The sequence below is a fragment of the Ruegeria sp. AF3 genome, assembly GCF_056536285.1.
In genome coordinates, this window is record NZ_JBQFJM010000001.1 from 958,478 (window position 1) to 975,641 (window position 17,164).

The 17,164-nt window shown below is 60.1% G+C and carries 16 protein-coding genes and 1 pseudogene; 10 read left to right on the forward strand and 7 right to left on the reverse strand.

Annotated elements, in window-relative coordinates; translation table 11 throughout:
• The first annotated feature begins 10 nt into the window (after positions 1-10).
• Genes ACR3FC_RS04805 through ACR3FC_RS04815 form a run of 3 tightly spaced genes read left to right on the forward strand, consistent with a single transcriptional unit; the run spans position 11 to position 1,194 of the window.
• Entirely contained in the window at positions 11-469 is a 459-nt protein-coding gene (locus ACR3FC_RS04805; protein WP_480473645.1) for a MarR family winged helix-turn-helix transcriptional regulator, read from the forward strand.
• Complete coding sequence (locus tag ACR3FC_RS04810; protein ID WP_480473647.1) at positions 466-843, forward strand: hypothetical protein; 378 nt, start codon at positions 466-468, stop codon at positions 841-843. Before ACR3FC_RS04805 ends, ACR3FC_RS04810 begins: the two co-directional genes overlap by 4 nt.
• Positions 844-879: 36 nt before the next feature.
• Complete coding sequence (locus ACR3FC_RS04815) at positions 880-1,194, forward strand: monooxygenase (protein WP_480473648.1); 315 nt, start codon at positions 880-882, stop codon at positions 1,192-1,194.
• A gap of 24 nt (positions 1,195-1,218) precedes the next feature.
• Here the strand turns inward: ACR3FC_RS04815 and ACR3FC_RS04820 are convergent, their stop codons facing one another.
• The 4 genes and pseudogenes from ACR3FC_RS04820 to ACR3FC_RS04835 all read right to left on the reverse strand — a co-directional run bounded on the left by ACR3FC_RS04820 (position 1,219) and on the right by ACR3FC_RS04835 (position 4,314).
• Positions 1,219-1,563 (reverse strand): 5-carboxymethyl-2-hydroxymuconate Delta-isomerase, encoded by a 345-nt coding sequence (locus ACR3FC_RS04820; RefSeq protein ID WP_480473649.1) that lies wholly within the window; start codon positions 1,561-1,563, stop codon positions 1,219-1,221.
• Positions 1,564-1,621: 58 nt separating this feature from the next.
• Complete coding sequence (gene argF, locus ACR3FC_RS04825) at positions 1,622-2,548, reverse strand: ornithine carbamoyltransferase (protein WP_480473650.1); 927 nt, start codon at positions 2,546-2,548, stop codon at positions 1,622-1,624.
• Between the two features lie 75 nt (positions 2,549-2,623).
• Positions 2,624-3,811, reverse strand: coding sequence for an acetylornithine transaminase (locus ACR3FC_RS04830; protein WP_480473651.1), 1,188 nt, complete (start codon positions 3,809-3,811; stop codon positions 2,624-2,626).
• A gap of 245 nt (positions 3,812-4,056) precedes the next feature.
• Positions 4,057-4,314 (reverse strand): annotated as a pseudogene (locus ACR3FC_RS04835) (zinc ribbon domain-containing protein).
• Between the two features lie 74 nt (positions 4,315-4,388).
• Here ACR3FC_RS04835 and ACR3FC_RS04840 point away from each other — a divergent pair.
• From ACR3FC_RS04840 to ACR3FC_RS04850, 3 genes are all read left to right on the forward strand, one after another.
• On the forward strand, positions 4,389-4,754 hold the full coding sequence (locus ACR3FC_RS04840) for a MerR family transcriptional regulator (RefSeq protein WP_480473652.1): 366 nt from the start codon (positions 4,389-4,391) through the stop codon (positions 4,752-4,754).
• Positions 4,755-4,806: 52 nt separating this feature from the next.
• Positions 4,807-5,691 (forward strand): DMT family transporter, encoded by an 885-nt coding sequence (locus tag ACR3FC_RS04845; protein ID WP_480473653.1) that lies wholly within the window; start codon positions 4,807-4,809, stop codon positions 5,689-5,691.
• Between the two features lie 106 nt (positions 5,692-5,797).
• Entirely contained in the window at positions 5,798-7,033 is a 1,236-nt protein-coding gene (locus tag ACR3FC_RS04850) for an MFS transporter (protein ID WP_480476807.1), read from the forward strand.
• On the opposite strand, the gene ACR3FC_RS04855 is transcribed toward ACR3FC_RS04850, so the two are convergent.
• Positions 7,030-7,833 (reverse strand): ABC transporter permease, encoded by an 804-nt coding sequence (locus tag ACR3FC_RS04855; protein ID WP_480473654.1) that lies wholly within the window; start codon positions 7,831-7,833, stop codon positions 7,030-7,032. The genes ACR3FC_RS04850 and ACR3FC_RS04855 overlap by 4 nt on opposite strands.
• Before the next feature lie 126 nt (positions 7,834-7,959).
• Between ACR3FC_RS04855 and ACR3FC_RS04860 the strand changes: the two genes are divergently transcribed.
• Both ACR3FC_RS04860 and ACR3FC_RS04865 read left to right on the forward strand, forming a co-directional pair.
• Positions 7,960-8,529: a GcrA family cell cycle regulator gene (locus ACR3FC_RS04860; RefSeq protein ID WP_209505674.1), complete on the forward strand. Its 570-nt coding sequence runs from the start codon at positions 7,960-7,962 to the stop codon at positions 8,527-8,529.
• Between the two features lie 383 nt (positions 8,530-8,912).
• The gene (locus ACR3FC_RS04865) at positions 8,913-9,428 is read left to right on the forward strand and encodes a GNAT family N-acetyltransferase (protein WP_480473656.1); all 516 of its coding nucleotides are present in this window, start codon (positions 8,913-8,915) and stop codon (positions 9,426-9,428) included.
• Between the two features lie 79 nt (positions 9,429-9,507).
• On the opposite strand, the gene ACR3FC_RS04870 is transcribed toward ACR3FC_RS04865, so the two are convergent.
• Together ACR3FC_RS04870 and ACR3FC_RS04875 are read right to left on the reverse strand one after the other, a co-directional pair.
• Positions 9,508-10,584, reverse strand: coding sequence for a DUF2235 domain-containing protein (locus tag ACR3FC_RS04870; protein WP_480473657.1), 1,077 nt, complete (start codon positions 10,582-10,584; stop codon positions 9,508-9,510).
• A complete protein-coding gene (locus tag ACR3FC_RS04875) occupies positions 10,562-12,853 on the reverse strand; it encodes a xanthine dehydrogenase family protein molybdopterin-binding subunit (RefSeq protein WP_480473658.1) in 2,292 nt (763 codons plus the stop codon). The genes ACR3FC_RS04870 and ACR3FC_RS04875 overlap by 23 nt, the downstream gene beginning before the upstream one ends.
• A gap of 164 nt (positions 12,854-13,017) precedes the next feature.
• Here ACR3FC_RS04875 and ACR3FC_RS04880 point away from each other — a divergent pair, with 164 nt between their 5' ends.
• Together ACR3FC_RS04880 and ACR3FC_RS04885 are read left to right on the forward strand one after the other, a co-directional pair.
• Positions 13,018-13,917, forward strand: coding sequence for a phytanoyl-CoA dioxygenase family protein (locus ACR3FC_RS04880; RefSeq protein ID WP_480473659.1), 900 nt, complete (start codon positions 13,018-13,020; stop codon positions 13,915-13,917).
• 94 nt (positions 13,918-14,011) lie between these two features.
• On the forward strand, positions 14,012-17,158 hold the full coding sequence (locus ACR3FC_RS04885; RefSeq protein ID WP_480473660.1) for a valine--tRNA ligase: 3,147 nt from the start codon (positions 14,012-14,014) through the stop codon (positions 17,156-17,158).
• Positions 17,159-17,164 lie beyond the last annotated feature (6 nt).

Sequence of the window (17,164 nt, forward strand, 5' to 3'; positions counted from 1 at the left end):
AATGACTGCCATGACACACGAGACTCAAAACCGAGAAAATCAGGCCCTGGTATTGGCCCTGTTGCGCAGCCAGCAGTTGTTCATGCGTGCCATGGGACCGGTGTTTCGCGCCGGGGGTCTGACGGCACCTCAGTGGGATGCGCTGGAGACCCTGAACACCAAAGGTGCGCTGTCGATCAATGACCTGTTGCGCCTGACGCTGTCCACATCCGGCAATCTGGATGTTGTCGTCAAAAACCTGATTCAGGCCGGTCTGGTGGAGAAGACCGTTGATGAAACCGACAAGCGCGCCCGCGTTTTACGCCTGACAGAAGCCGGAAAACAGAAAGTGGCCGCGTTCATGCCCGTCCACAATCAGGCGCTGGAGCAGATATTCGGACGCCTGAGCACCGAAACCAGACGCGAGACAATCAGAACGCTCAACCAGCTTCGCAAAAAGCTGCCCCAACCACAGAAAGGCGAGACATGACCAACAAAACCTTCCTGACCGCGCATGGTGTGATCTACATGTTTTTCGCATTGGCGCTTTTATTTGCGCCAACCATCCTTTGGCCCAATTATGGACTGCAACTGAACGATCGGTATGCCGTGTTTCTGTCGCAGCATAATGCGATCTTTCTGGGTGGCATCGGCCTAATCAGCTTCCTGTTTCGAAACACTGAAACCGGTACCGAGACGGCACAGAACATCCTGAAAGGTCTGATGGGGACCAACATATTGGGCGTTGTCATCACGCTTTATGCCTGTCTGACCGGGGTGTTCACCGGCTTTGGCTGGTCCGACCCCATCTTCTTTGCGCTGCTTGCCATTCTGAGCTTTGTGCAGCTTGGCAGGAACCGCTGACCACACCCCCTACCCCTGAACGTGGAGCATTTGACCATGAGTACGATGAAAATCTGGGATCTGCATCTGGCCTATGACGGACCCGTAACCGCAGAATTTCTGGCCGGAACAAAGGAACTGGCTGAAAGCATCGCCCAGGAACCCGGTGTCGTCTGGAAGATCTGGACTGTCGAAGAAGGCACGAACCATTTCGGATCGACCTATCTGTTTCGCGATCGCGCCAGTCTGGAGACCTACAAGGCGATGCACCTGAAACGCCTTGAGGCCATCGGGGTCGCAGTGACCTCGGATCATGTCTTTGACATCATGGAAGACCTCAGCGCGATCAACAACGCGCCGATACACGGCTGACGGACCCGGAGAGTACCCGCGCCATCAACCTGCCAGGCGCTTTGCATAGGTGGCGCGGGTCATCTCGACATCCTGCACGGTGATGCTGCCGACCTCGGGCAAGGTCTGGGCCAGAACGTCCAGAATGATGGCGTTAAGCTCGGCCCGTGTGGCCTCATCCCGGCCACGCATCAACAGCAGCGTGGCATGCACGAAGGTCTGCGGTTGCGTGCCGATGAAGGAATAGGCAATCGGTGCGGCGCGGATCTTGAGCGCTGAGGCGTCGATTTCATCATGCTTTGCGAGAACAGCATGCAGCCGCTCGCAAATCATCTGGAAATCATGAGTGTCGTCCAGAGATTTGGAAAATTCCAGTGTGACGTGAGGCATTGAATGCTCCGAAGGTCATGAGAGAGCCTGATGGCCCTCTCGAAACTGCAAGGTGATCCTAAACGCCAAGACACCAGCGCATTACGGCCTTTTGTGCGTGCAGGCGGTTTTCGGCCTCGTCGAAGATGACCGAGTTCGGGCCGTCCATGACCTCGGAGGTTGCTTCTTCCTCACGATGCGCGGGCAGGCAGTGCATGAACAGCGCGTCGGGTTTGGCATGTGACATGAGTTCCGCGTTGACCTGATAGGGGCGCAGCATGTTGTGGCGGCGTTCCTTGGCGGATTGGCTGTCATGCATCGAAACCCAGGTGTCGGCCACCACCAGATCAGCGCCCTCGACCGCTTTGTGCGGGTCCCGTTCGATGACGACTCGGGACCCCTTCTGGCGGGCAAACCCCATGAACTCCTCTTCCGGATCAAGCTGGGCCGGGCCGGAGAAGGTCAGATCGAAGCCGAACTGACCGGCGGCGTGCAGGAAGGAGGCGCAGACATTGTTGCCATCGCCGGTCCAGACCACTTTCTTGCCCGCAATTGGGCCGCGGTGTTCCTCGAACGTCAAAACATCGGCCATGATCTGGCAGGGATGGGTGCGGTCGGTCAGGCCGTTGATGACAGGCACGTCGGAATATTCGGCCATCTCGGTCAGGATGGTCTCATCGAAGGTGCGGATCATGATCATGTCGACATAACGCGACAGCACACGGGCGGTATCGGCAATAGTTTCGCCGTGACCCAGCTGCATGTCCTTGCCCGACAGCACCATGGTCTGGCCGCCCATTTGGCGTACACCGACGTCAAAGGACACGCGCGTCCGGGTCGAGGGCTTTTCGAAGATCAGCGCGACCATGCGGTCTTTCAGCGGCTGTTCGTCGTCAGGGGCGGCCTTGGGACGGCCCAGACGCGCCTGTTTCATCGCGCCCGCCTGATCGATCATGGACCGCAACGCGGTGGCATCGGTTTTGTGGATGTCGAGAAAGTGATTCATATCGCTTCGCTTTTGGCTGGTCGGGCGGTGGGGGCCAGCCCCCACACCCCCGGAGTATTTGGGAAAAGATGAAGCTCAGGCAGTTGCGAGCTGGGTTTCGATCTGATTGGCGGCCTTTTCGAGGCGGATCATGGCCTGGGCGATGTCATCCTCGGTCAGGGTCAGGGGCGGCAGCAGGCGGATGACGTTGTCGGCGGCAGGGACGGTGATGACCAGATTGTCATAGCCCGCATTGACCACGTCGATATTTGGCGCCTTGCATTTCAGGCCAAGCATCAGGCCCGATCCGCGCACCTCTTCGAAAACCTCGGGGTGATCGGCAACCAGACCTTCGAGTTTCTGGCGCAACAGACCAGCCTTGCGGTTGACACCTTCGAGGAAGGCGGGTGTGGCGACCTGATCGATCACCGCACAGCCCACGGCACAGCCCAGCGGGTTGCCGCCATAGGTGGAGCCATGCGTGCCTGCGGTCATGCCGGATGCCGCGTCTTCGGTTGCCAGCACGGCGCCGAGGGGGAAACCACCGCCGATGCCTTTGGCGACCATCATGATATCCGGGGTGATCCCCGCCCATTCATGGGCGAAGAGCCTGCCGGTACGACCGACGCCGCATTGCACCTCGTCCAGGATCAGCAGCAGACCGTGTTCGTCGCAAATGGCGCGCAGGGCCTTGAGCTCGGCATCGGGCACGGGGCGGATGCCGCCTTCGCCCTGAATCGGTTCGATCAGGATGGCTGCGGTATTTTCGGTGATGGCGTTGGTGACACCGTCGAGATCGCCAAAGGTGACGTGGACAAAGCCCGGCAAAAGCGGGCCAAAGCCTTTGGTCATCTTCTCGGACCCGGCCGCTGCGATGCCCGCCGACGACCGGCCATGGAACGAGCCGTCGAAGGTGATGATCTCAACCCGTTCGGGCTGGCCTTTGTCATAGAAATACTTGCGGGCCATCTTCACGGCCAGTTCACAGGCTTCGGTGCCGGAATTCGTGAAGAATACCGTATCCGCAAAGGTGTGTTCGACCAGCTTGTCTGCCAGTGCCTGCTGTTGCGGGATGTTGTAGAGGTTCGAGACATGCCACAGCGCGTGGGCCTGTTCCGTCAGGGCGGCCACCAGCGCCGGATGGGCATGGCCCAGCGCGTTCACCGCGATCCCTGCGCCGAGGTCCAGAAAACGTCGGCCATCCGCTTCAGTCAGCCAGGCGCCTTCGCCCTTTACAAATGACAAGGGCGCGCGGTTATAGGTCGGCAGAACGGACGGGATCATGGGATCATCCTTTTCGGGTCGTTTGAGCCTCGTGAGTGATACACTAAGGCCCGCTTCGTCAACAGATTTGGTGAGAATTGTGCCAATTTGGCAGGCACATGGGATCAAACAGGCCGATTACGCAGAGCGGCGTCGGCGTCGGAGCAACTGGATATGTGCGCGTTTGATCATGGCCGCTCTATAGACGTGAAAAGACAGCCTGAAAACCCCATTATTGCCGCAGGGTCAAAATTGCCACCGGATCATTACGCCGAGCGCCAGCGGTCGAGCTTGCCCATGCCGCGGGTGAAAGCCCAGGCAAGGATGCGGGGCATGCCTTTGGCGACAAGGGCATCGACGCAGTGAGACTGAAACTCTTCCAGCGATGCGTCGGGATGGCGGAACGCACCGTTTTCTTAACACAGCGAGCAGTAACGCGTGCTGCGCCCGCCGCCAGCTTCGGACCCGCCGCCCTGGGGGTCTTTTGACAGCGGCATGCCGCAACTTTGGCATTTGGGACCCATGGTGCCTGTCCTTGCAGAGAATAACTGTCTGACATAGGATCAAAACCATGGAGTTGAGTCAACGGTTTTGAAACATGCGGATCGGGGAACTTGCGCGGCGCAGCGGGCTGAGCCGTGACACGCTGAGGTTTTATGAACGCCAAGGGCTGATCCGGTCAGCTCCGGGGCCGGACAACACCAACAGCTATCGCGACTATCCCGAAGAAGCGCTGATCACGCTGGAGCAAGTTGCAGATGCACAGGCGGCAGGCATCAGCATTGCAGAGCTGGTCATGTTGCTGGGGCAGTTGGAAGCCGCCGATCCCGACAGCTTTGACGGCGAGGCGTTTTTGCAGGACCGGATTGACGAGGTCGAAGCACGGATCGCACGGGCAGAGCGGTTTTTGAACAGCCTCAAACAAGCCAAGGCGGCGCTGGCTGCCCCTCCGGTTTTGCGCTGAGCGCAGATTTGCGTCTTGCCAAGGCCCCCGTTTTGGCGCACCGCTTTCGCCCATGTTCACCCCGAAGGCGCAAAATCCTGCTGTGGCCGCAGGGCTGATCTTTGTCGCGACCGCCTTTATCGCGGCGACGACGCTGTTGGCCAAGGCGTTGGGGACGGAGACACTCGGGCCTCCCTTGCACGCGATGCAGATCAGTCACGGGCGGTTTCTGTTTGCTCTGTTTGCCATCCTGTCGGCGGTCGCAGTGCTTCGCCCCCGGCTGGGACGGCCCCATTGGGGGCTGCATGTCGGGCGAACCAGCTTTGGCTGGGCCGGGGTGACGTTGATGTTCGCGTCTGTTGCGTTCATTCCGATGGCGGATGCAACGGCGATTTCCTTTCTGAACCCTGTCTTTGGTATGGTACTGGCCATTCCGCTATTGGGGGAGCGGGTCGGCCGGTGGCGCTGGCTGGCGGCGGCCGTGGCCCTTGTGGGTGCGGTGATCCTGCTGCGCCCGACACCTGCAAGTTTTCAGCCCGCCGCCCTTCTGGCGCTGGCTGCGGCGGCGTTTATCGGGATGGAGCTGATCTTTATCAAGAAACTGTCGGGGCGCGAGGCTCCGATCCAGATTCTGCTGATCAACAACACGATGGGGCTGGTGATCGCTACGGTCGCGGTCAGCTTTGTGTTTCAAATGCCTACGCCGCAGCAATGGGTTGCACTGGTGGGGATCGGCCTGCTGATGGCCTGCGCGCAGGTTTGTTTCATCAACGGCATGGCACGGGCGGACGCGTCATTCGTGGCCCCGATCAGCTATGCCACGTTGATTTTCGCCGCGCTGTACGATTTTGCGGTGTTTGATGTGATCCCCGACCGGATCAGTCTGATTGGCGCGGTCACGATTCTGACCGGAGGGCTGATCCTGGTCTGGCGCGAGGCAGTAAACCGCCGGACCTGACAGAAAAAACCGTCCTTGCGGTTCAGGGGCGACCTTTGTGTCGCAAACCCCCATGAACGGCAAAGCAGCAGGCGCATTCTGGGCTGAGTTGATTTGCGAGTTTGTCATGCATGAACGCCGAATACCTGAATGGGTCCGCCACGCGCCTGCCCCATCAGTTCGCGATTTTGGGATTCTGGCCGGGATTGAAGCCATCGTGCGTGGCATCCTGATTTCAGTCTTTCCGCTGGCGATGTACCGGGCGCTGGGCGATGCCTCGTCCGTGTCATTCCTGTATTTCCTGATTGGCATCCTGTCCCTGCTGGTCGGGTTGATGGTGCCGTTCCTGATCCGTTTTGTACCGCGCAGATGGGCCTATTCCACCGGTTGTGTCATGTTCATCTGTGGTGCATCGCTGGCGATCGAGGGCAGCCCCGAGGCCGTGGTCGGCGCATTGGCCCTAAATACCATGGCCACGGTTGTCACTTTCATCTGCTTCAACACCTATGTGCTGGATTACATCAGCAAGATCGAACTTGGCCGGTGCGAGACCAGCCGCATGTTCTACAGCGCTTTGGGATGGACGGGCGGCCCAATGGCCGGTGTCCTGCTGATGGAGCTGTGGCACCCTGCCCCGTTTGTAATCAGTGCCGGTGCAGCGCTGGTCATGCTGGCGCAGTTCTGGCGCATGCGTCTGGGCAATGGCAAGCTGATCACCAAGGCCCGTGGTCCGGCCAACAACCCGTTGGCCTTTCTTCCCCGGTTCTTTGTTCAACCCAGATTGGTTGCCGGATATCTGTTTGCAATGATCCGGTCCTGCGGGTGGTGGATATATGTGGTCTACCTGCCCATTTTCGCCATCCAAAACGGGCTGGGAGAACAACTGGGCGGCATCCTTCTGTCGTGCACAAACGCCATGCTGCTGGCCGCCCCGTTGATCCTGCGCTGGGTCCAGACGCGGTCGCTCAGGTCTGCTGTTCGCATCGGGTTTGCCGCCGCGGGGGGCTGCTTCTTCGCAGCCGGATTGGTCGCGGGATGGCCGGTCGCCTCGGTCGCTGCGCTGGTTCTGGGGTCTGTCTGGCTGATCGTTCTGGATATCTGCGCCGGATTGCCCTTCCTTATGGCCGTAAAACCGTCTGAGCGAACCGAGATGTCGGCGATTTATTCCAGTTACCGCGATGTCTCGGGCATTCTGACGCCCGGTATTGCAGCTCTGGTCTTGCTGGCGGCACCGGTGGCCGGTGTGTTCGCGGCAGGCGGGATTGCTTTGTTTGGGGCATGGGCTGTCTCGGCCCGCTTGCATCCGCGGCTGGGCGAACCCAAGCCTGCCCTGTCGCCCGATAGGCTGGCAGAGCCCGGTTAAGCCTTAAGCCGGTAGCCGGTACGCAGCATCTGCCAGGTGATCAGCCCGATGGCCAGCGTGGCAAAACCACAAACCGCCATGCCCAACCACGGAGAGCTGTCGGACACGCCGATCATGCCGTAACGCAGCCCATCGATCAGGTAGAAGACCGGGTTCAGGTGGGTCAGGCGGTTCAGGACAGAAGGCAGCGCCTCGACCGAATAGAAGGTGCCCGACAGGAAGGCCAATGGCGTGACGATGAAGTTGGTGATCGCGGCCATCTGGTCGAACTTGTTCGCAAAGATCCCGGCAAAGAGGCCCAGCACGCCCATGAATGCGCCACCCAGAACAACAAAGATCAGCGCAATCAACGGGTGCTGGGGCGCGATGGACAGCAAAACCAGCAACGCAATCGAAATCACCAGCGCGATCATCAGGCCACGGGCGATGCCACCGGCAAGATACCCCAGCAGGATCTCGAGCGGGGACAGCGGCGGCATCAGCGTGTCGACGATATTGCCCTGCACCTTGGCAATCACCATCGAAGAGGAGGTATTGGCAAAGGCGTTCTGGATCACCGTCATCATCAGGATCCCCGGTGCCAGAAACACCACAAACGGCACGCCCATGACGTCAGGGCGGCTGGGCCCAATGGCGATTGTGAAGATCAGCAGGAACAGGCCAGCCGTGACCAGAGGCGCCAGAACGGTCTGGGTCCAGACCGAAAGAAAGCGCCGGATTTCGCGCTGCGCCAGCGTGTAAAGCCCCATCCAGTTGACCGCTCCAAAGCTGCGTGCGGTCTGTTCTGCGGGATTCTGCATGCTTTGCCCTCAACCTGATTCGAAGACAGCTTGTAACTCGGGCCGCAGTGTTTAGAATAGGGGGCTGAGACGAATTCCCAAGGCGGCCCGAATCCGGGGCCGCTTTCCGCTTTTGAAAGGCTGACGATGTCCTGGACAGACGAGCGCGTAGAACTGCTGAAGAAGATGTGGGGCGAAGGCCAGTCGGCCAGCCAGATCGCCAAGGAACTGGGTGGCGTGACCCGCAACGCGGTGATTGGCAAGGTCCACCGCCTGGGCCTGTCCAACCGGACAGCAGGCGCAGCCCCGGCCAAGTCCGAACCGAAAGAGAAACCGGCACCCGCGCCCAAGGCCGAAGCCAAGCCCAGGCCCACGCCAAAGACAGAGCCGGCGCGCCCGGCTGCTGCTGCCGAGGCGAAACCCGCCGTTCCGGCGCGCCGCCAGATCATCCCGGCCGGCCAGCCATTGCCGCCACAGCCCTCGGCCAACGAGATCAGCCCCGAGGCGCTGGCCAAGGTCAACGAGATCGAGAAGAAAGCCAAGAAGCTGACGCTGATGGAACTGACCGAGAAGACCTGCAAATGGCCTGTGGGCGACCCCGCGACCGAGGATTTCTGGTTCTGCGGCCTGCCGGTTGAGGCAGGCAAACCCTATTGCGAGGCGCATGTGGGCGTGGCTTTCCAGCCGATGAGTTCGCGCCGCGACCGGCGGCGGTAATAGCGAACACCAGAACCTAAATCATGTCTATAGAACGTGAAAAGGGCGCAGGCGTTTCGCCACGCCCTTTACCGGAGGCGTTGTATAGTCAAGAACGACGCAAGGCGTAACGGGCTCTTACAAAGAAAACACCCTCGCTGAATGCTGCGAGGGTGTTTTAGTTCGGAGCGTCAACTTTGCGGACGATGCTGCCGTTCGCTGCGTGGCGGCGCCAATCGTCTCGGTGGTTGTCAGCTTTGCGGACGAAGCTGGCATCGCCGACACTAGACGCATCATTCCTTTCCAGGCTGTGCCGTTGGCTGATGCCCTCGATGATTTTACTATGTCGGCGCGGAAAAGCGGAGTAAGCTGCCGATCTTTATTGGGCATGAAAAGAGGTCGGTATGGAATATCGGATAGCTTCGGTTACCGAAGTAGACGACAAACCCGCATTCGAAGAACTTCTGACCGAGTATTACGCCGTCGTCTTTCATAAACTGGCCTTGGCAGGCGGGTCTGCGAGAAAAGAACCAAAAGATATGGCATCATCCGTTCTGGCAAATATTCAGACGTTCTTGCCGCCAACCGGCCGCCTCGTTCTGGCATATGGTGAACAAAACCGCCTTGTGGGGTGTGGTACGCTGCAACAGGCCCGACCAGATGCCGGAGAGCTAAAGCGTCTTTTTGTTCGACCGGAAGCAAGTGGAAACCGCCTTGGCCGAGCTTTGGTCGATGCACGGATGGAGGCCGCTCGGGAGATGGGTTGGCGCACCCTTTTGGTGAATACTGTAAAAGGCAATCAAGATATGCTCCGCATCTATGAGCGCATCGGCTTTAGATTCATCGAAAGATACCCGGAGTGTTCCGATCCCATCGAGCTAACTGACTACTTTGATTATATGCAATTCGACTTTTATTAAGTTCTGCTCTGCCCGCTTCGGGCTCGAACCTGACATTGAAGTGCCGGTGATCTTGGTGTCAGTGGCACATGGTAGCCTTTCACTGCGCGGGATGTGTCGGCAGGTTCGGCATCGCCACCCAGCCCGGCAATTCATCCGGCACGACCGAGACATGCAGGCGTTCTGACTGATCCCGCCCGACCTTGCGGTGTTTGCGCAGCAGAAAGATCTTGCCCCAGCCGCGCCAGGTTCCAACCGATTGCGCATGGGCATCCGTCGGGAAACGGGTGCGCCAGCCTTCGGGCATCGGCAGCCCGTGCATCTCGGCCTTGTCCAGCATCCAGATCAACGAGATATTGCTGAGCGGCCGGGCCTCTTCATAGCCGTTCAGCTGGCCGCCGATATCGCCGTGGGTGCCACGGAACCAGACCTGTTCCACATGACCTTTGAAATCGGGCTTGCATCGCCACAGAACCGGCTCGAACACCTCGCGCGTTTCGTCGAGGGCCAGCGCGTGATAGCCATGCAGAGTGGCCGGGCCCAGCTGGTGGTTGTGAAAGGCATGGCGATCCTCGGCCCAGCGCCACAGCAGCGGCAGGCGCAGGCCCAGCGCCTTGACCGTATCCCAGACTCCGACCATCTCGATCTTGACATTGTCATGGCAGAACTTGCGGCGGAAATCGCGGGCGGCGGTGCCGCTGACATTGCATTCATAATGGCGGTAGGCTTGCAGGATGTTCCGCTCGGTCGCGTGTTCGGCCTTGAGCAGGCCGATCATGTCGATCACCCCGGCAAGGCTGCGCACGCCGTAGGCCCCACGGGAATAACCGATGAAATAAATCCGGTCACCGGGCTTGTAGCGGGACGCCAGATAGCCATAAGCGCGGCGTATCTGGCGGTTGATGCCCCGGCCCATCATCACGTCCATGGTGGATTTCCAGCTTTCCCACTGCACACCCGCCTCGTAGAACACCGACACCTTGCTGCCCATTTCGCAACACAGGCGATAGGTCTGACCGGCATGGGTCTCGAACCCCGGTTCGAGGGTGGACATGGTGCCATCAAGGATAATGACGTGGCTGATCGGCTCGCGGTGCCGCGTTTCGGCGGAGTGCTCGGACCGCAAGGGCCGCCCGAGCCATCCCAGAATCTTCCTACTGAGCCGCGACAGTTCCATGCGTCAGCAATTCCCAAACTTTGTGAGGTGTGAAAGGCATATCCGCCTGCCGCACCCCGTGATCCCAGAGCGCGTCCTGAACCGCGTTCGCCACAGCGGCCAGAGCGCCCACCGTGCCGGCCTCGCCGCATCCTTTCATCCCCATCGGGTTGGAAGTTGACGGCACCGGCGCCGAGGTAAACTTTATCATGGGTACGTCCACCGCGCGGGGCAAGGCGTAATCCATAAACGATGCCGTGAGCAGTTGTCCGTGATCATCATGCACCACATGTTCCGACAGCGCTTGCCCGATGCCCTGAACCACCCCGCCATGCACCTGCCCTTCGGCCAGCATCGGGTTGATAAGATTTCCGAAATCATCAACCACGGTGTAGCGGTCCACACGGGTTTCGCCGGTGAAGGAATCGATCACGACCTCGGCAACATGCGCGCCGTTGGGATAGCTGCGGGCATCCAGTTGTGCGCGGGACTCATGCGTCAGCAAGTCCAAGCGCCCGTCGGCGCGGGCCATGGCCGCGGCTTCGGTCAGGGTCGGCGTCAGGTTCGAGCCCGGCGCGCGGAATGTTTCATGGTCAAATCGCACATCACTGTCCTCGACCCCCATCTTATCGGCCAGATAAGGCGTGAATGCGGCGATCATTTTGTCAATGGTGGCAAGGGTCGCGGTACTTTGCACCGTCACTGAGCGTGAGCCACCAGTTCCGCCGCCATGGCCAAGCCGGTCGGTATCCCCCTGAATGACGGTGATCCTGTCCATCGGAACGCCGGTCTGATCGGACAGGAACTGGGCATAAACCGTCTCGTGCCCCTGCCCGTTCGATTGTGTGCCGACATAAAGGTTCACCGTGCCATCCTCGCAAAACTCGACCTTCGAGTTCTCGGAAGGGTCCCCCAAAATACTTTCGATATAGTAACAAAGACCCTGCCCCCGGATCAGACCGCGTTCGGCATCGGCGGCCTTGCGGGCCTCGAACCCGCTGGTCTGGCTGGCCGCACGGCGCAGGACCATGTCGAAATCGCCGACATCATAGGTTTCACCCGTAGCAGAGGTGTATGGGAAGTGGCCGGGTTTGATGAAGTTTCTGCGCCGCAACTCCCACGGGTCAACGCCCAGTTCGCGCGCGGCGCGGTCCATCACGCGTTCCAGCACATAGATCGCCTCGGGACGTCCGGCACCGCGATAGGCGTCAACCTGTGTTGTCGTGGTATAGAACCCCTCGACCCGGAGATAGGTGGTCTGAACGTCATAGACCCCCATCAGCACCTTGCTGAACAGGCTTGTCTGGATCGCCTGCGCGAAATGGCTGTTATAGGCACCAAGGTTGACTTTGCTGTGAACGCGGTAGGCGGTGATCCGGTGGTCGGCATCAAAGGCCAGCTCGGCCAGCGAGGTCAGATCGCGGCCGTGGTGATCGGACAGCATTGCCTCGGACCGGTCGGACATCCAGTGCACGGGCTGGCCCAGTTTCATCGCGGCCACGGCCACGCAGAAATATTCGGGATATGGCATCACCTTCATGCCAAACCCGCCCCCCACATCCGGGGTGGTGACACGGATCGCATCCGCATCGAGTTTCAGCTTTTGCGCCAGTTGTGCCTTCATCGCCCAGACACCCTGCCCGCCATAGGAAAAGTGCAGACGCCCGCCAGACCAGTCGACCTGACAGCCCCGCGGCTCTAGCGAGCTGATGATGACGCGGTTGTCGTGCACGTTCAGCGAGACGGTATGGGCGGCGGCCTGAAAGGCGGCTTTGGTCGCGGCTTCATCACCCAAGCCCCAGTCAAACGCGCGATTGTCCGGCGCTTGCGGGTGCAGGGCCTCACCCCCCGCGTTCACGTCCAGCTTGGCAGCGCGTTCCCGGATATCTATCCAGATCAGCTCGACCGCGTCCTGCGCCTGAACCAGCGTATCAGCGATGACAACGGCCACGGGTTCGCCCACAAAGCGCACGCGGTCCCTGGCCAGCATATGCCGATCCGGCGCGGCAGAGCCGGTTCCGTCGCGGTTGGTCAAGGTTGCGGCATTCATCACTGTATCGATGCCCGAGGCTGCAAGATCGTCCAGTGTCATGACCAGCCGCACCCCGTCGGCATCCCGCGCAGCCTCAAGATCCAGCGCGGTGATATCGCCATGGGCCACAGGGCTGCGGAAGAAAGCGGCAAACAACGCATTGCCGGGCACGACATCGTCCATATAGCGCCCCTGCCCGGTCAGGAACCTCTGATCCTCGGTCCGTTTGACCGGCTGGCTTCTGCCGAATTTTTCCATGGGATGCTCCTGTCACTGCCTTGATGGCGACACTAGCCCTGCGTTCGCTTATGTCCAGCGCCTTGCATGAAAGCGTGTGGCGACACCGATGTCGTAAACAGGATTGCAGGAGCCGCAGAGGGATTCGTAGGCTGTTTGAAAATGCAGCCTGCCGGAGGTCCTCCATGCCCGAACCCATTTCCCTGTCACAGGGCCGTCTGGACGCCCCATCGATCGACGCGTATTGGCAAGACGGGTTTGCCTTTCCCATCACAGTCTTTTCGCCGGATGAGACCGCACAGTTTCGGGCCGAGCTGGAGCAGATCGAGAAGACATGGCGTGTGGCCGACCTTCCGCTGCCGCTGAACATGTACAAGCGCCTGAACGCCCATGTGGTGATGCCGCTGGTCGCCCGTATTGCACTGGACCCCAGGGTTCTGGACGTCGTCGAAGGAATACTGGGGCCGGACTTGCTGCTGTGGTCTGCGGAACTGTTCATCAAAGAGCCACGCACGACGCAGGTTGTTGGAATGCATCAGGACCTGACCTATTGGGGGATGGGCGAAACACCGGATCAGATGACCGCGTGGATAGCATTGTCGCCTGCCACGGTTGCAAGCGGCTGCATGGACTTTGTCAGGGGCAGCCACAAGAACCCGATCCTGCCCCATAACGACACGTTTTCAGACAACAACCTGCTGTCGCGCGGGCAGGAGGTGGCTGTCGATGTGGCAGACGAGGACAAAACGCATATCGAGTTGCAGCCGGGTCAAATGTCGCTGCACCATGGCCTCACTATCCATGGCTCGGGACCCAATATGTCGGACGATCGGCGGATCGGGCTGGCAATCCGGTATCTGAACCCGAACGCACAGCAAAAAGTGGCGGACCGCGATTACGCGGTCTTGGCGCGGGGCGAAGACCGGGTGGGCAATTTCATCCTCATCGAACCACCGACCGAATTGTTTTCGCCGCCAGCCTTGGCGCTTCATGCCCGCATCCGGGAGGATCAGGCCAAGGCGATGACACAAGGCGCAGCACAAAGCACGCACCTGTACGGAAACGAGGTGACCGGCACGGGGTGACATCGGCAATCGTCGCCGCGCAGGGCCTTCCCCTTCCCGTCTCCATTCGCTATTGCAGGCGCTGACCCGAATTTGTTGACGCAGGACGCATCCCATGGCGATGGAAAAGACATTCAACGCGGCCGAGGCCGAGGCCCGTATCTATGAGGCCTGGGAACAGGCCGGAGCCTTCAAGGCAGGCGCGAACCGTTCGCGTGATGAGAGCTTTTGCATCATGCTGCCACCGCCCAACGTGACCGGCGCGCTGCATGTGGGACATGCCTTTAACCATACACTGATGGATATTCTGATCCGCTGGCACCGGATGCGCGGGTTCGACACTCTATGGCAACCTGGTCAGGACCACGCCGGCATCGCCACGCAGATGCAGGTTGAAAAGAAACTGATGGCCGAAGAGGGCAAGAAGCGCACCGACTACGCGCGCGAGGAGTTTCTGGCCAAGGTCTGGGATTGGAAGGGGCAATACGGCCGCAAGATTATCGAACAGATGACGCGGTTGGGGAATTCCTGCGACTGGTCGCGCAATGCCTTTACCATGGCGGGCGCACCAGGTGACCCACGCACCGGGCACGAAAACTCACCCAACTTCCATGATGCCGTTATCAAGGTCTTCGTCGACATGTACGAAAAGGGCCTGATCTATCGCGGCAAGCGACTGGTCAACTGGGACCCGCATTTCGAAACGGCGATTTCGGACCTTGAGGTCGAGAATATTGAAACGCCGGGCCACATGTGGCACTTCAAGTACCCCTTGGCGGGCGGCGAGACATATGAGTATTTGGAAAAAGATGAAGATGGGAATGTGATCTTCCGCGAGGAGCGGGATTATATTTCCATTGCAACCACGCGGCCCGAAACCATGCTGGGCGACGGTGCTGTGGCCGTGCATCCGTCGGATGAGCGCTACGCGCCGATCGTCGGCAAACTGTGCGAAATCCCGGTTGGCCCGAAAGAGCATCGCCGCCAGATCCCGATCATCACCGATGAGTATCCCGATCCCGATTTCGGCTCGGGCGCGGTGAAGATCACCGGCGCGCATGACTTCAACGACAACATGGTGGCCAAGCGCGGCGGCATTCCAATGTACCGCCTGATGGACACCAAGGGCGCGATGCGGGCCGATGGCGCGCCTTACGCCGAGGAGGCGGGCAAGGCGCAGGAATACGCGCGCGGCAAAGCGTTCACCGAGAATGAGATCGACGCGATCAACCTGATCCCGGATCACCTGCGCGGACTGGACCGGTTCGAGGCGCGTGTGAAGGTGGTCGAGGAAATCACTGCTGACGGTCTGGCCGTGATGACCCGCGCGGATGATCCGCGTCTGGGCACCAAACTGGGCGAGGATGACGACCCGGCGGCTCTGGTGCCTTTGGTCGAGAGCAAGCCGATCATGCAGCCCTTCGGCGACCGCTCCAAGGTCGTGATCGAACCGATGTTCACCGACCAGTGGTTCGTCGACGCCGAAAAGGTCGTCGGCCCCGCGCTGGACGCGGTCAGGGACGGCACGGTCAAGATCATCCCCGAGTCGGGCGAGAAAACCTATTACCACTGGCTGGAGAACATCGAGCCCTGGTGCATCTCGCGCCAGCTGTGGTGGGGGCATCAGATTCCGGTTTGGTATTATTGGGTTCCAGATAGCTTTGAAAAGCTGGATGCCCAAATAAAGTGGCTGAACGAAACTTTCCAAGGCGAGAACAATCCCTCTGGTCGCGTGGAAATTCCCGAGCATCTCAGGTATTCGATGATCGAGAAACAGGTTTGTGCCCCTAGCTTTGACGCGGCAGTCGAGCAGATCAAAAAGCAATTTCCAGAAGGTTGCTACTTTGAGGAAGAAAAAATCGAAGGCCGTGTTGGTCGAGAAAGTGGCGTAGGAGCGGGCATTGGCCCACTGTCCGATGGGAAAAGGCGCGTTGGAATGCGCCGTGATGAAGACGTCCTTGACACATGGTTCTCCTCCGGCCTCTGGCCCATCGGCACGCTGGGCTGGCCCGAGGATACCGAGGAGATGCGCCGCTATTTCCCGACCAGCGTTTTGATCACCGGCGCGGATATCCTGTTCTTCTGGGTCGCCCGGATGATGATGATGCAACTGGCCGTGGTGAACGAGGTTCCGTTCCACACCGTCTATCTGCACTCGCTCGTCCGCGACGAGAAGGGCAAGAAGATGTCCAAGACCACCGGCAACGTCATTGACCCGCTGGAAATCGTCGACGAATTCGGCGCCGACGCGCTGCGGTTCACCAACGCCTCGATGGCGGCGATTGGCGGCGTGCTGAAACTGTCGCGTGAACGCGTCACCGGCTATCGCAACTTCGGCACCAAGCTTTGGAATGCCGTCCGCTTTGCCGAGATGAACGAGGTCTTTACCGACGCCGTGCCGCAACTGGACGTTAGCAAGTTGAAGCCCAAAGCCGCCGTCAACCGTTGGATCATCGGCGAAACCGCCCGCGTGCGGGCCGAGGTCGACGCGGCGCTGGAAAGCTATCGTTTCAACGACGCGGCCAACGGGCTCTATGCCTTTGTCTGGGGCAAGGTCTGCGACTGGTATGTGGAACTGTCCAAACCGCTGCTGCAAGGCGACGACGCCGCGGCGCAGGCCGAGACCCGCGCCACCATGCGCTGGGTTCTGGATCAGTGCATGGTCCTGCTGCACCCGATCATGCCCTTCATCACCGAAGAGCTGTGGGGCCTGACCGGCAACCGCGCGAAAATGGTCGTCCATGCCAATTGGCCGACTTATGGTACCGAACTGGTCGACGCCGACGCGGATCGTGAAATGAACTGGGTGATCTCGGTGATCGAGAACACCCGCTCGGCCCGTGCGCAGATGCGGGTGCCTGCGGGTCTCTACGTGCCGATGCTTGTGACCGAGATCGACGCCAACGGCCAAGCCGCATGGGACCGAAACGAGGCGCTGATCAAGCGTCTGGCCCGGATCGACAGCCTGACCAAGGCCGATGAGCTGCCCAAAGGCACGATCTCCATCGCGGCCCCCGGTGCGAGCTTCGGCCTGCCGTTGGCGGATATCATCGACATCGGCGCGGAAAAGGAGCGGCTGGAGAAAGCCAAGGGCAAGCTGGCCAAGGAACTGGGTGGCTTGCGCGGGCGTCTGAACAACCCCAAATTCGTGGCCTCGGCCCCGGATGAGGTGGTCGAGGAAGCCAAAGCCAACCTCGCCGCCCGCGAGGAAGAAGAAGCCAAGCTGAACGAGGCGCTGGCCCGTCTGGCCGAGATCGCCTGATCTTCA